The organism is Burkholderia sp. Ax-1720, from assembly GCF_011753035.1.
Classification (GTDB): Bacteria; Pseudomonadota; Gammaproteobacteria; order Burkholderiales; family Burkholderiaceae; genus Burkholderia; species Burkholderia gladioli.
Map to the genome: position 1 here is coordinate 1 of NZ_VWWK01000075.1, position 13,889 is coordinate 13,889.

A 13,889-nucleotide genomic window follows, 5' to 3' on the forward strand; every position below is an offset into this window, starting at 1 on the left:
GGCCGCGGTTGCCGCGACCGCAAGCGGCGCGACCGGCGCCGCGGTCGCCGGTGCGGCCGCGCCGAGCGAGCCGCATCGCGTGGTCGTGATCGGCGGGGCGCTGGCCGAGATCGTCTACGCGCTCGGCCGTGCCGACCGGCTGGTCGGCACCGACACCACCTGCACCTTCCCGGCGCCGGCGCGCGCGCTGCCCAAGATCGGCTACCAGCGCTCGCTGTCGGCCGAGAGCCTGCTCGCGCTGCGTCCCGACCTGGTGCTGGCCTCGGCCGAGGCGGGGCCGACCTCGGCGCTGGACCAGGTGCGTCGCACCGGCATCGACGTCGACCTGTTCGCCGAGCATCACGACGTGGGCTCGGTGCGCGACAAGATCGACGGCATCGCGCGCGTGCTCGGCGCCGAGGCGGCGGGCCGCGAGCAACTGGCGCGCTTCGATCGCGACTGGGCGCAGGCGATCTCGGGCGCCAAGCCGGCGCCGCGCCGCGTGCTGTTCGTGATGGACCCGGCCGGGCGCCAGCCGATGGTGGCCGGGCAGCGCACCGCCGCCGACGCGATGCTGCGTTATGCCGGCTTCACGAATGCGATCGAGGGCGTGGAGGGCTACAAGATGCTGAGCTCGGAGGCGCTGGTGGCGGCGCAGCCCGAGGTGGTGCTGACCACCGACGACACGCTGCGCGCGGCGGGCGGCGCGCAGGCGCTGCTGTCATCGGCGGGTTTTTCGCTGACGCCGGCGGGCCGCGCCTCGCGCGTGGTCGCGCTCGATGCGCTGTTCCTGCTCGGCTTCGGGCCGCGCCTGCCGCAGGCGGTGACGGCCTTGCGCCAGAAATTGGTCGCGGCCTGAGCGATTCGACCGGCGGGCTTGGCGAGCCGGCCGTGTCAGGGAGCTCGACGGGAAGGGCCGATGCGGCGCGGCGAAACCGGATGTGATCGAAGGAGAAACGATCTCGGCCGGGCGCCTCGGCGGCCCGGCCGCGACCGGATTCAGGCGTCGGCCGCGATCACGGCGCGATTGCGACCGCCGCGCTTGGCCTGGTAGAGCGCCGCGTCGGCGGTCTCGATCAGCGAGGTGGTCGAGCCTTCTGGCGAGGCGATCACGCAGGCCCCGCCGATGCTGACGGTGACCACGCCGCCTTCGACGCCGCCCGCGTGCGGCACCTGCAGGGCGGCCACCTCGAGGCGGATCTTCTCGGCGACCAGCCGGGCGCCGCCCGCCGGCGTGCCCGGCAGCACCACGCCGAACTCCTCGCCGCCGAAACGCGCGGCCAGGTCGCCCGGGCGGCTCATGCAGCGCTGCAGCGCGGCGCCCACCTGGCGCAGCACGTCGTCGCCGGCGACATGGCCGTAGGTGTCGTTGTATTGCTTGAAGCGGTCCACGTCGATCATCAGCATCGACAGCTCGGATTGCTCGCGCTGGCTCTTGCGCCATTCGCCGTCGAGGTAGGCGTCGAGATAGCGTCGGTTCGGCAGCGCGGTGAGCCCGTCCGACTGCGAGAGCCGCTCGAGTTCGCGATTGGCGGCCAGCAGCTCGTGCTGCGACTGCCGCAGCGCGCGGTAGGCGGTGTTCAGCTGCAGCAGGTTCACATAGGCGCGCGAGTGATAGCGGATCCGCGCCACCAGCTCGACGCGGTCGGGCAGCTTGATCAGGTAGTCGTTGGCGCCGGCCTCGAAGGCGGCCTGCTTGATGCGCGGCTCCTCCTTGGTCGACAGCACGATGATCGGCACGTCGCGCAGCTCGGGCGTGCGCCGGTAGTGCTGGACCAGGGTCAGCCCGTCGATGTCGGGCATCACCAGGTCCTGCAGGATCAGCGTCGGATGCGTCTCGCGGGCGATCTCCAGCGCCTGCGCGGCGTGCTGGCAGTAGCGCAGCTCGATGCCGTCCTCGCCGGCCAGGGCCTGGCGCACCGCCTCGCGCACGATCGGCTGGTCGTCCACCAGCAGCACCACGGCCGTGCCGGTGGCGCCGGCAGCCGTGGGCAGCGCCAGCCGGGCTGCCTCGAGCGCGGCATCGGCGCCTTGCTGGGCGGTTTCCGGTGGGGCGGGCCGCGGGTTCGGCGCGCCGGCCGGGTCGAATTCCATGCGTGGTTCCTTCTGAAAGCGGGAAGTCCGCCGGCTCCAGCGGCGGGCGTGTCGGCGGGGCGGCCTCGCCTGCCGCGTGCCGGCCGCTCCTGGCACGGAGGCGGGCGGGACGGGCGAGGCGGGACAAGCGGCCGATAAGCTTTGGATCGATTCTGGATAAGCTGCCGGGTGCCGCGCCGACCACGAGACTTGTCCTCGTTCACGGCCGATCGTTCCCAGACACGCCACGCGCTTGTTCGATCCCTGGCGCGTTGATCCGGCTGCGGAAATCGGGCTTGTCCACAGCCGGGTCGGGTCATTGCCAACCAACCCTATTTACCTATAAGGGTTTTCCTCACGACCGGGAATGAATTGTAGGCCGGCGGGAAAAAGCGCGCACCGTTTTCGCGGCGCGCGCCGCGCGCTCAGACGGCGCAGCGCGCGAGGTGATAGCGCAGGGTGGTTTCATCGGGTTCGCCCTCGCCGCTGCTGGGCGGATAGACGGCGATGGTGGTGCCGGCCGCCGCGTTCTGCTCCAGCGTGATGCGCCAGTCCTCGTCGGTCGAGCGCGGGCCGACCAGCAGCGTCGCGGCGCTGCCCTGCTGCTGGACGCGCGTGCCGGACATGCGCCCCGACAGGCAGCGCTCGATCTGCGGGGCCGTCAGGCCGGACGAGACGTAGATCATCGCGCCGGGCGGCGCGCCGATCGCGGCGGCCTGCGACTGGGCCAGCGGGCGCGGGCCGTTGCTGCTGCCGCAGCCGGCGATGGTGGCCACGGCGGCGGCCGCGAGCAGCAGGCGGGCGATCAGGGAATTCGGTGCATTCATCGATTCGGGGTTCTCGGATACGGGTTCGATCACGGTATCGCCCGGCGGCGCCGGCGACGGTCGAAGCTGGCGATCGATCCGGCGGCGAGGCGAAACATGTCGGGGCAGGCTAACAAGCGTGCCGGGTCGAGGATGTTAAAAATTGTTTTTCGGGCCGCTCTCGCGTAGGATGCGCGACTTTGTTGGCCGGCCGTAAGATGGCCGGTGCACCGGCTCGGTCCGGTGCGGCGCGGGGCGGCGGGGAAATCCGTCCCGGTGCGTTTCACCTGCGTTGACGAATCATTCACATCGTTTACGGCTTGGCATTCCCTTATGCGCGCGTATCTCATATTGCGAATGCATTTCGGCATGCCTATCGTTCGAGGATGGCAAGGCCGGAGTCGGGGAAAATCATTCGGGACAACCGACTATATGAACCGGCTTTTCCTATGGCGTGACAGATTCGGCGCGGGTGCCCGCGCGGGCCACAACAAGATTTGCAACGGAGACGAACCATCATGAGCAGTGTCATCGAGCCCGCAAGCCGCGCGGGCAATCCGTCCTTCCTGTCCAAGGAAGCGACGATCGCCCGTCCGGGCTTCTCGCGCTGGATGGTGCCGCCGGCGGCACTCGCCGTGCACCTCTGTATCGGCCAGGCCTACGCGTTTTCCGTGTTCAACGGGCCGCTCACCAAGGTGATCGGCATCAGCGCCTCGGCGCCCGGCGACTGGTCGCTGACCACGCTCGGCTGGATCTTCTCGCTGGCGATCGTGTTCCTGGGCCTGTCGGCGGCGTTCGCCGGCAAGTGGCTGGAACGCGTCGGCCCGCGCCGCACCATGCTGACGGCGGCCTGCTGCTTCGGCGGCGGTTTCATCGTCTCGGCGATCGGCGTGTGGACCCACCAGATCTGGCTGCTCTACCTCGGTTACGGCGTGATCGGCGGGATCGGCCTGGGCCTGGGCTACGTGTCCCCGGTCTCGACCCTGATCCGCTGGTTCCCGGACCGCCGCGGCATGGCCACCGGCATGGCGATCATGGGCTTCGGCGGCGGCGCGATGATCGCCGCGCCGCTGTCGGTGGCGCTGATGAACCACTTCAAGAGCGCCACCAGCATCGGCGTGGCCGAGACCTTCGTGGTGCTCGGCATCGCCTACTTCATCTCGATGACGATCGGCGCCTTCGCGATCCGCGTGCCGGCGCCGGGCTGGAAGCCGGCCGGCTGGGAGCCGCCCGCGCAGTCGACCAACAAGATGATCACCTCGCGCCACGTCCACATCGACCAGGCCCTGAAGACGCCGCAGTTCTACCTGATCTGGCTGGTGCTGTTCCTCAACGTGACGGCCGGCATCGGCATTCTCGGCCAGGCCTCGGTGATGATCCAGGAGAGCTTCAAGGACACCGTGACGGCCGCGGCCGCCGCCGGCTTCGTGGGCCTGCTGTCGCTGTTCAACATGGGCGGGCGCTTCGTGTGGGCCTCGGCCTCGGACTGGGTCGGCCGCAAGAACACCTACTTCATCTTCTTCGTGCTCGGCGCGGTGCTCTACTACTGCGTGCCGCGTTTCGCGGCCAGCGGCAACATCGCCCTGTTCGTGCTGGCCTACGGCGTGATCCTGTCGATGTACGGCGGCGGCTTTTCGACCGTGCCGGCCTACCTGGCCGACATGTTCGGCACCGCCTTCGTCGGCGGCATCCACGGCCGGCTGCTGACGGCCTGGGCCGCGGCGGGCGTGGCCGGCCCGGTGCTGGTCAACTACATCCGCGCCTACCAGGTCGGCCACGGCGTGGCCAAGGCCGATGCCTACACCATGACGGTGCACCTGATGGCGGTGCTGCTGGTGGTCGGTTTCTTCTGCAACCTGCTGGTGCGACGCGTCGCCGACCACCACTACATGAGCGACGCGCAGCTCGCGTCCGCCAAATAACGGAGACCCGTGATGACCGATCTCTCGACCCGCGACGCGGCCGACGCGCACCCGACCAACAAGGGCCTGCTGCTGGTGTTCTGGCTCTATGTGCTGATTCCGCTGGTCTGGGGCGTGTTCAACACGCTCGCGCAGGCGCTCAAGCTGTTCCACTGAGTGTTCGCGCAGGCATGCCGGCCGCCCCGCCGGCATGCCGGAAACGGTGCCCATATCAGGGTTTTCGACAGTCAACGCGATGTAAGCCGGGCGCGTTGAATCGACAGCGACGCCGGATTTTTCCGGGCGCGCCGGTGCGATGAAGCGCATCGCGGGTTTCCCGATCGACCGTTTCCACTTTCCAACGCAGGGGTAGAACAATGAACAAGCTTCTCGTTTCGCTGGCCGCCGTGACGCTCGCCTTCGCATCGGCATCGGTGTTCGCGCAGGACGCCTCGGCACCGGCCGCCGCGCCGGCCGCCAAGCACGACAAGAGCGCGCCGAAGCACAAGCTCAAGAAGCACGGCTCGGCCAAGGGCAATGCCAAGGCTGCCGCCGCTTCGGCCGCCGGCACCAACGACAAGGGCGCGCAGCAGTAAGCGCCCACCGCGGCGGCGCGATCCGCCGCCTCGCGGGAACGCTTCCGAACGGAGCGCTGCCGCCATCGAGTCCTGTCCGGTTTTCGGGCAGGACTTTTTTCATGGCGCGGCCGTGCATCGCGAACCGGCAAAGATCACGCAGCTGTGCTTTACTTCGGCGCTTGAGCAAACGAGGAGCAAAGCATGGATATCGGTTTTGTCGGGCTGGGGGAAATGGGTGGCGCGATCGCCGCGAACCTGCTGAAGGCGGGGCATCGCGTGCGGGTCTGGAACCGTTCGCCGGAGAAGCTCGCGCCGCTGGTCGAGCAGGGCGCGGAGCAGGCCGCCTCGATCGAGGCCGCCTTCGCCGGCGACGCGGTGTTCTCGATGCTGGCCGACGATGCCGCGGTGCGCGGCGTGTTCGACGCGGGCCTGCTCGAGCAGGCGCCGCGCGGGCTGGTGCACGTCAACATGGCGACCATCTCGGTGGCGCTGGCCGAGACGCTGGCGCACGCGCACGCCGAGCGCGGCCTGCATTACGTGGCCGCGCCCGTGCTGGGCCGCCCGAACGTGGCCGCGCAGGGCCAGTTGACGATCGTCGCGGCCGGCCCGGCCGAGGCCATCGACCTGGTGCAGCCGGCGCTGGACGTGATCGGCCGCAAGACCTGGCGGCTCGGCTCGCTGCCGCAGCATGCCAATGCCGTGAAGCTGGCCGCGAACTTCTCGATCGCCTCGGCCATCGAGACCATGGGCGAGGCCGCGGCGATGCTGTCGGCGCACGGCGTGGCGGTCAGCGACTATGTCGACGTGATCACCAGCAGCATCCTGCCGGGCCCGGTCTACCAGGGTTACGGCGCGATGATCGCCGAGCGTCGCTACGAGCCGGCGCTGTTCAAGGCGCGGCTCGGCCTGAAGGACGTGCGGCTGGCGCTGGAGGCGGCCGACGCGGTGTCGGTGCCGATGCCGGTCGGCAGCGTGCTGCGCGACAACCTGCTCGACGCGATCGCGCACGGCGACGGCGAACGCGATTTCGCGGTGCTGGGCGAGGTGGCGGCGCGGCGCGCGGCGCGCTGAGCGGCGTTGGGCGGGCGGTGGCGGTCGGCGGTGAGCCGCGCGCCGGCCGCGCGCATCGGGCGGTTCGCCTGTTGCAGTTCGCCGCGAGCCGCCTCGCGTGAACGATTCGCGCCGGTATCGGCCGGTTCGCGCGCGGGGGCTGCACCGTGCAGGCGAGTGCCGGCATGATGGATGTTCCGACAATCTTCCGAATCGAGACCTTGATGAGTTTGCATACCTGGGAGCTGTTTCTCGCGACGATGTTCGTGGTGTCGGCGATTCCCGGCCCGAACATGCTGCTGGTGATGTCGCACGGCGCGCGCTACGGCATGCGCCGCAGCACGGCGACCATGGCCGGCGCGCTGCTGGCGCTGGTGCTGATGTTCCTGGTGTCGGCGGCGGGGCTCGGCGTGTTCCTGGCGGCCTGGCCGCGCATGTTCGACGCGCTGCGCCTGGCCGGCGCGGCCTACCTGATCTGGCTCGGCATCAAGGCCTGGCGCGCGCGCGTGGAGGATGCCGGCGCCGAGGCGGCGCCCGTCACGCTGGGCATGCTGAGCTCGCCCGGCGCGCTGTTCCGCAACGGCTTCCTGGTGTCGGGCAGCAATCCGAAGGCCTTGCTGTTCGCGGTCGCGCTGACCCCGCAGTTCATCGACCCGGCCGCGCCGAAGCTGCCGCAGTTCGCCTCGCTGGTGGTGACGCTGGCGATCTGCGAGGTCGGCTGGTACCTCGTCTACTGCGCGTTCGGCACGCGTATCGGCGCCTCGCTGCGCAGCGCGCGCGTGATGCGGATCTTCAACCGGCTGACCGGCGGCGTGTTCGTCGGCTTCGGCACGGCGATGGCGCTGGTGCGTCACTGAGCCGGCACGCCGGCCGGCCCGGGATGGTCGGGCCGCGACCGTCTGACGCAGGCTGGCGCGATATCGACGCCGGAAAAACGAAACCCGATCTCGAAGGATCGGGTTTTTTCCTGGAAAGCCGCGCTGGACGGGCATTCAGCGCGCAGCGGGAGCGAGCAGGAGGGCGTCGCGACCTAGCAACAACCCGCAAGGGAAAATCCTTATTTTCCGTGCGGAAATGTTGCGGCGCGACATCGGCTCGGGTATAGTTGGAACTGTCTCCTCCATGTCTCCTCTGATATGGATTCAGCCCGCCTCTTCAGGCGGGCTTTTTTTCGTCCAGACGATTCCACATGCCCGATCCGGCATCGCGTCTTGCGCCGTTTCCTTCCCTCAGAACTTATACGACACCGCCAGGTAGCTGATGATCGGGTTCGCCTTCAGCTCGCTCTTCGATTCCGCCAGCGTCGAGCCGTCGGCCGCCTTGATCGTCACGGTCGAGGTGGTGCGCAGCGGGATGTAGGTGACCGAGGCGATCAACCCCCAGTGATCCGTCAGCGCGTAGGTCAGGCCCGCGTTGAACACCGGCTGCCACGACGAGGACGCCTTGGCCGAGACCGAGGTGGTGCCCGGCTTGCCGGCGCCGGCCGCGAGGATCGAGCCGAGGTTGTCCTGGGTCTGCTTGATGAAGTTGTTGCTCAGCTGCAGGTCGCTGAACCAGTTGTACGACACGCCGATACCGAGGAAGGGGCGCAGCTTCGAGTCGGCCTTGGCGAAGTAGTACTGCAGGATCACCGCCGGGCTCCACTGCCGCACGCTCTTGACGATCGGGTTCACCGCGCCGAGCCCGATGTTCTGCGTGCCGAGCGCGCCGGCCGGCCCCGGCGGCACGATGGTGCCCTGCCCGCTCACCTTGAACACCGGCGGCACGCCGGCCACCGAGGTCACCGCGATGTGGTCGGTGAAGAAGTGGCTGATGGTCAGGCCGACCGTGTCGGCCGTGCTGGTGCGCAGCCCGGTGCCCGGCGAATCGAAGGTGGGCGGCAGGCGCAGCGGCGTGTTGATCGGCGTGGGCGCGACGTTGGTGGTCAGCGGGGTGCTGCTCTGCACCGGCTGCACGTGGAACCAGCCGAGGCCGATCACGTTGCTGCCGGCGCTTTGGGCGTTGGCCGCGCCCGATCCGAGCGCGGCGGCCAGCGCCGCCGCGCAGAGAATGGTCTTGTTCACGGGGTGTCCCCTCGGTTTGTTATTGGACGAAGGCGCCGATCGTGAAATACGGCGAGGTCGCGTTGCTGTTGTCGAGGTAGCCGAACACGCCGCCGGTGAAGATGAACTTGCCGGTCGGGGTGGTGCTCGAGGCACCCACGTGGGTGGAGGTCACCGTGCCGGGCACCGCCTGCGTGTAGTCGAGGTTCAGCGCAGTCGCCAGCGACGCCTGCGAGGCATTGAACGGATCGAGCAGGGTGGCCTGGGCGTTGACCAGGGCCGTGGTGCGATAGTCGAACTGGCTGTCCACGCCGATGTACTCGCCGTTCTGCGAACCGGCCGCGACGCTCGACTGCGGCGACATGATCGAGATGCCCGATTCGTCGTCGGCGGTCAGGCCCGGGATGCCGTTCGCGTCGGGCAGCGGGTTCGGGTTGGCCACGCCGGTGCGGATCATGATCGGCACCAGCTGGTTGCGCAGCTTGCCGACGATGATGTAGCCCTTCGCCTGCGGCGTGGTGGCGAGCGTCGGCTTGACCTGGCTCTGGTAGTTGCTGGTCACGAAGGCGCCGCTGCCGTCGGGCGATTGCGTCAGGTTCGAGCCCGGCTGCGAGCAGGTGCCGGCATGCACGCCGGTGGTGTCGCAGCGCTGCCAGGTGCCGTCGGCGTTGATGGTGACCTTGCCGTCGATGGTGGTCGGCGAGAAGTTCTGCGAGGGCACCTGGCCGTAGCCGAGCTGGCTGTAGGTGCCGGCCACGTTGGCGAGGTTGGTCTCGATCGACGAGAAACCGATGAACGGGTAGTACGGGAAGGTCGTGTCGGGCACCGCGCCCACGCCGATCACGCCCGAGAACTGGATGTGCGCGCCGGGGATCGTGCCGCCCGCCACGCCGAAGCCGACGAACACGCGCGCCGGCCGTGACGGGTCGAGGCTCGCGCCGTTCAGGCGCCATGCGCAGTTGTTGAGCTTCTGGGTCGGCAGGCCGGTTTCCTGGGTCAGCGTGCCGGTCGCGACGGTGCCGGCGCGGGTCGGCACCACGGTGCCGGTGGTGACCGGGATCGGCGATTCGATATAGCTGATCTGCCAGGTCATCTTGGTCGTATCGAGCTGCAGCTTCACGAGCTCGCCGTCGCCGCCGCCGCCGGTATAGACCGTGCTGTAGTCCAGCGAGCTCGGGCAGAGGCCCGGTTCGGTCGCGGCCAGGGCCGCGGGCGGTTGATCGTCCCCGCCCCCGCAGGCCGACACCAGCGGCACGGCACAGACCGCAGCCAGTACGAGATTGCGCTTCATCTTGCTCCTCCAGGATTGTCTCTTGTTTGCGGCGGCCAGCTCCCTGTCGGCCGCTTCATTTGCTTACCCGCGCGTATTGCCGGCGGCTGGCTGCCGATTGCGTCGCCGGTTCCGTGCTCCGGAACCGGCGACGCCCCCGTCGCGGCATTGGCCGCCCGCACCGCACCCCCCGTTGATCCCGTGTATCGCGTCGGGCATGGCTGCCGCGATCGCCTGATGCCTGGCCGCCGTGATGCCGGCGGTCGTCTCGCCGGTGTCGCGCGATGATGCGGACACCTGAATATGATTCGTCGACGTGCTGGAGAAGCGCTGGAGTCCTGCATGATGCCGCCGGCCGTGGCGCGTCGCGATGCGGGACGCGGGCCTGCCGCAAGGGGACGAGTGGACGCCTTGGCGCGTCGCGCGGGTGTCGCGCACGCATCGCGTGCCGACGCCCGGGCTCGGGCGCCGCACGTGGGCCGCGGCCGCCGAGCGCATGCGCGTCGGGCCGGCAGCGACCGCCAGAGGGGCGGGCGCGCTGGCCACGGCCGACCCCATCCACAAGGCGTATGACATGCCTCCGTCTCCGGTGTAATTGTGCGATGTAATTTCGCTGCGGGGCCTGCCGCTGTCAATTGATGGAACCGTCTAAAAAAGACGATTGAAACGGGACAGATTCGAAACAAGCCCGTGAAATCGGGCCTGGCGGGAAGAATTAAAACGAAAATCGCGTTTGAAATTACCCTGCAAACGCGCGCTCCGGCACCGCCGACGGCGCGCGTGCTGCGGTGCTCAGGCCCGCCCTGCAAGGCTTGCGGGCGACATCTCGGGTGTATCCCTATTCGGGATATTCATGATTGGGCGGGCACGAGAAATGAGCCGGATTGGCTGCGCTTCGAAAGACTGTGGATTCTCGTGAATGCCGGCGTTCAAATACCGGGAACCAAGGCGGCGATATTTTTATTGATGGATACGCCGGTGAATTCGCGAATCGCGCGGACCAGAAAAAACCGGCCGCGAGGGCCGGTTTTCAGCGATGCGCGAGCCGCGCGGCTTCAGCGCTTCAGGCCGCTGTCCTCGTCGGCGCCGATGTTCAGGTTCATGCACTGGATCGCCGCGCCCGAGGCGCCCTTGCCGAGGTTGTCCAGGCGCGCGACCGTGACGAAGCGCTCCTCGTTGCCGAACACGAACAGGTCGACGCGATTGGTGTCGTTGTTGGCCTGCACGTCGAAGAAGCCCTCGTCGAGATTCTCGGCCGCGTCGTACGGCGCGACCTTCACGAAGGCTTCGCCGGCATAGTACTCGGCGAGGATCTGCTGCACGTCCTGCGGCTTGACGCGGCGCGCCAACTGGCCCGGCGTGAAGTAGGTGGTGACGGCCAGGCCCTTGTAGAACGGGCCGACGATCGGCGTGAAGATCGGCGCGCCGGCCAGGCCCGTGTGCGCGGCCATCTCCGGCAGGTGCTTGTGGGCGAGGCCGAGCGCGTAGGCGCGCGGGCTGGCCAGGCGTTCGTTGCCGCCGGCCTCGTAGTCGGCAATCATCTTCTTGCCGCCGCCGCTGTAGCCGGTGATCGAGTAGCTGTGGGCCGCGAAGTCGGTGGCGACCACGCCGGCATCGACCAGCGGGCGCATCGCCAGCACGAAGGCCGAGGCGTGGCAGCCCGGCACGGCGATGCGCTTGGCGCCGCGGATCCGCTCGCGCTGCGCGCGGGTCAGCTCGGGCAGGCCGTAGGCCCAGTCGGCGCTGGTGCGAAAGGCGGTGCTGGCGTCGATCAGCGTGGTGCGATCGTTCTCGACCAGCGAGGCCGATTCGCGCGAGGCCACGTCGGGCAGGCACAGGAAGGTGATGTCCGAGGCGTTGATCAGGCGCCGGCGTTCCTCCACGTCCTTGCGCCTGGCTTCGTCGATGCGAAGGATGTCGATGTCGCCGCGCGCGGACAGGTATTCGAAGATCTTCAGGCCGGTCGTGCCTTCCTGGCCGTCGACAAAAACTTTCGTGCTCATCTTGCTCTCACGGAATGGGGCGGCCGGCGCGAACGCCGGAAAGCCGACATTTTAAGACTTCACGGACAGGGCCGTAACCGGTCGCGCCGAAAAAAGCGGCGGCGCGCGGCTTTCATCCTGCCCGGCCGGCGTAACGAATTCTTGAAGCGCGGCGCATCGCGGCGATCGGCTGCCGGCTGGCGCTCCGGCCCTCGTCGGGGCGATGCGGCGTCGCGCGGCGCGAAGCGACAGCGCCGAAGCAGGACGGGCGCCTAGCGTTCGTCGGTGACGGTGAGGCGCGCATAGGCGAGCGCGGAGACGCTGATCTCGTGGTCGAACAACTGCGCGGGCCGGCCCTGCGCGCTGCGCAGGCGGTCGGAGTCGAGCGCGTAGACGGTGATCACGTAGCGGTGCGGCTTGCCGGGCGGCGGGCAGGCACCGCCGTAGCCGTCGGTGCCGAAGTCGTTGCGCGCCTCGCTGGCGCCGAGCCGGCGCAGCACCCCGGAGGCGCTGGCATTGGCCGGCAGGCTGGTGACCTCGGCGGGGATCCCGGTCACGGCCCAGTGCCACCAGCCGCGGCCGGGCGCGTCGGGATCGAACATGGTGATCGCGTAGGCGCGGGTGCCGCGCGGCGCATGCTGCCAGCTCAGCTGGGGCGAGCGATTGGCGCCGCCGCAGCCGTCGCGCGAGTAGCGCTGGGCCGCGTCGAGCCGGCCGCCTTCGCGCAGGTCGGCGCTCGACAGCGTGAACGGCGCCTGCGCGCCGGGCCGCGCGGTGCCGAGCAGCGCGGCGGCCACCACCGCGAGCAGGCGCAGTGCATTCCTGCCGCGGTGCCTGCCGCCTTGCCGCTCCTCCCGATCCTCACCTGCATGCATGGCGCGAGCCTCCCGTCACGTCGGCCGGCGCGTTCGACGACGGCGTCTCGGCACGTATTCGTGTTGCGACCCTGTGGACGACGGCAGCCAGTCTAGCACCGGGCAAGCGGTGGTGACGCAAGCATCGCGCGATGCCGGGCGGCGCGGGGGAAGCGCGAGGCAGGCGCCGCCCCGCCCCAAAAGAAAACGCCCGTGCACGGCAGCCGTGACGGGCGTCGATCACGCGGCGCGCCGGAACCGGCGCGAGCAGGCGCTTACTCTTTCGGCGCGGTGGCGCCGCCGTGCGCGGCCGACCATTCGGCCGGCGCGTGCAGGAATTTCTCGACCTCGTCGAGCGTCTTGGTCTCGAAGTAGCCCGAGGCCTTGGCCACGCGCAGCACGTCCCACCAGGTGGCCAGCGCGTGCAGGTCGACGTCGATGTCCTTCAGGACCGAGACGCTTTCCTTGAAGATGTTGTAGTGGAACAGCACGAAGCAGTGGTTCACCTCGGCGCCGGCGGTGCGCAGCGCGTTGATGAAGTTGATCTTGCTGCGGCTGTCGGTGGTCAGGTCTTCCACCAGCAGCACGCGCGAGCCTTCTTCCAGGTGACCCTCGATCTGCGCGTTGCGGCCGAAACCCTTCGGCTTCTTGCGCACGTACTGCATCGGCAACATCATGCGGTCGGCGATCCAGGCCGCGAACGGAATGCCGGCGGTTTCGCCACCCGCCACCGCGTCGATCTGCTCGAAACCGACATCGCGCAGGATCGTCGCTTCCGCCATCTCCATCAGGCCCCGGCGCACGCGCGGATACGAGATCAGCTTGCGGCAGTCGATGTAGACCGGGCTCGCCCAGCCGGAGGTGAAGATGAACGGCTTTTCGGCGTTGAAGTGCACCGCCTGCACTTCGAGCAGGATTTTGGCGGTGGTGTCGGAGATCGTTTGACGATCGAAGCCTGTCATGGGCATTCCTTGGGTGATGAGCGGGAGGCCGGGCGCGGGGCGCCGTGGCGCGGCGACGGATTCCGGCCGGAGAACGGCGAACCGGCGCGGATGGCCGGCGGCGGAACTTCGCTGCGCGCGTGGGCCCGCATTTTACCCGAATCGGCGGGCGCCCGGACGTCGCGGGCGGCCGCTGGCGGCAGCTTTCGTCGCGGCTCGCCGGGCGCGTTCCGGCGCGGTTTTCCGGGCAGCCCCGAAGCCGGCGCCCGGCGGGCTTTCCGGGGCACGCGAGGGGGCGACGACGGGCGCACCGCGGGCGCGCCGTGAAGCCCGCGGCCCTGCCGCGACGGACTTGCGCGGCAATTCCCGGTATCTGGCGGTGCAGCAACGCGCGCTTCGGCCGAGGTGTACAC

The 13,889-nt window shown here is 69.2% G+C and carries 14 protein-coding genes; 7 read left to right on the forward strand and 7 right to left on the reverse strand.

Annotated elements, in window-relative coordinates; translation table 11 throughout:
- The first annotated feature begins 79 nt into the window (after nt 1-79).
- Nucleotides 80-838: a helical backbone metal receptor gene (locus F3J18_RS20895; RefSeq protein ID WP_166913985.1), complete on the forward strand. Its 759-nt coding sequence runs from the start codon at nt 80-82 to the stop codon at nt 836-838.
- Nucleotides 839-978: 140 nt separating this feature from the next.
- Here the strand turns inward: F3J18_RS20895 and F3J18_RS20900 are convergent, their stop codons facing one another.
- Both F3J18_RS20900 and F3J18_RS20905 read right to left on the reverse strand, forming a co-directional pair.
- Nucleotides 979-2,073, reverse strand: a complete 1,095-nt coding sequence (locus F3J18_RS20900; protein WP_166913967.1) for a diguanylate cyclase — start codon at nt 2,071-2,073, stop codon at nt 979-981.
- Between the two features lie 404 nt (nt 2,074-2,477).
- Nucleotides 2,478-2,879 carry a hypothetical protein gene (locus tag F3J18_RS20905; protein WP_013696324.1) on the reverse strand — a complete coding sequence of 134 codons (402 nt, stop codon included), beginning with the start codon at nt 2,877-2,879 and terminating at the stop codon, nt 2,478-2,480.
- 497 nt (nt 2,880-3,376) lie between these two features.
- On the opposite strand from F3J18_RS20905, the gene F3J18_RS20910 reads away from it, so the two are divergent.
- The 5 genes from F3J18_RS20910 (at nt 3,377) to F3J18_RS20930 (ending at nt 7,244) form a co-directional block, all read left to right on the forward strand.
- Nucleotides 3,377-4,780 (forward strand): OFA family MFS transporter, encoded by a 1,404-nt coding sequence (locus tag F3J18_RS20910; protein WP_017920748.1) that lies wholly within the window; start codon nt 3,377-3,379, stop codon nt 4,778-4,780.
- A 12-nt stretch (nt 4,781-4,792) separates the two neighbouring features.
- On the forward strand, nt 4,793-4,936 hold the full coding sequence (locus F3J18_RS20915; RefSeq protein WP_013696326.1) for a hypothetical protein: 144 nt from the start codon (nt 4,793-4,795) through the stop codon (nt 4,934-4,936).
- A 200-nt stretch (nt 4,937-5,136) separates the two neighbouring features.
- Complete coding sequence (locus tag F3J18_RS20920; protein WP_013696327.1) at nt 5,137-5,355, forward strand: hypothetical protein; 219 nt, start codon at nt 5,137-5,139, stop codon at nt 5,353-5,355.
- Between the two features lie 183 nt (nt 5,356-5,538).
- Complete coding sequence (locus tag F3J18_RS20925) at nt 5,539-6,408, forward strand: NAD(P)-dependent oxidoreductase (protein ID WP_013696328.1); 870 nt, start codon at nt 5,539-5,541, stop codon at nt 6,406-6,408.
- Between the two features lie 203 nt (nt 6,409-6,611).
- Entirely contained in the window at nt 6,612-7,244 is a 633-nt protein-coding gene (locus F3J18_RS20930) for a LysE family translocator (protein WP_025101371.1), read from the forward strand.
- 372 nt (nt 7,245-7,616) lie between these two features.
- Here the strand turns inward: F3J18_RS20930 and F3J18_RS20935 are convergent, their stop codons facing one another.
- From F3J18_RS20935 to F3J18_RS20955, 5 genes are all read right to left on the reverse strand, one after another.
- On the reverse strand, nt 7,617-8,450 hold the full coding sequence (locus F3J18_RS20935; RefSeq protein ID WP_025101197.1) for an OmpW family outer membrane protein: 834 nt from the start codon (nt 8,448-8,450) through the stop codon (nt 7,617-7,619).
- Between the two features lie 19 nt (nt 8,451-8,469).
- Entirely contained in the window at nt 8,470-9,720 is a 1,251-nt protein-coding gene (locus tag F3J18_RS20940; protein WP_166913969.1) for a DUF2957 domain-containing protein, read from the reverse strand.
- Between the two features lie 1,034 nt (nt 9,721-10,754).
- Nucleotides 10,755-11,702 carry an N-acetyl-gamma-glutamyl-phosphate reductase gene (gene argC, locus F3J18_RS20945; protein ID WP_046582680.1) on the reverse strand — a complete coding sequence of 316 codons (948 nt, stop codon included), beginning with the start codon at nt 11,700-11,702 and terminating at the stop codon, nt 10,755-10,757.
- 251 nt (nt 11,703-11,953) lie between these two features.
- Nucleotides 11,954-12,556: a YbhB/YbcL family Raf kinase inhibitor-like protein gene (locus F3J18_RS20950; protein ID WP_036048533.1), complete on the reverse strand. Its 603-nt coding sequence runs from the start codon at nt 12,554-12,556 to the stop codon at nt 11,954-11,956.
- A gap of 254 nt (nt 12,557-12,810) precedes the next feature.
- Entirely contained in the window at nt 12,811-13,497 is a 687-nt protein-coding gene (locus F3J18_RS20955) for an orotate phosphoribosyltransferase (RefSeq protein WP_013696334.1), read from the reverse strand.
- Between F3J18_RS20955 and F3J18_RS20960 the strand changes: the two genes are divergently transcribed.
- Entirely contained in the window at nt 13,477-13,803 is a 327-nt protein-coding gene (locus F3J18_RS20960; protein ID WP_166913971.1) for a hypothetical protein, read from the forward strand. The genes F3J18_RS20955 and F3J18_RS20960 overlap by 21 nt on opposite strands.
- Nucleotides 13,804-13,889 lie beyond the last annotated feature (86 nt).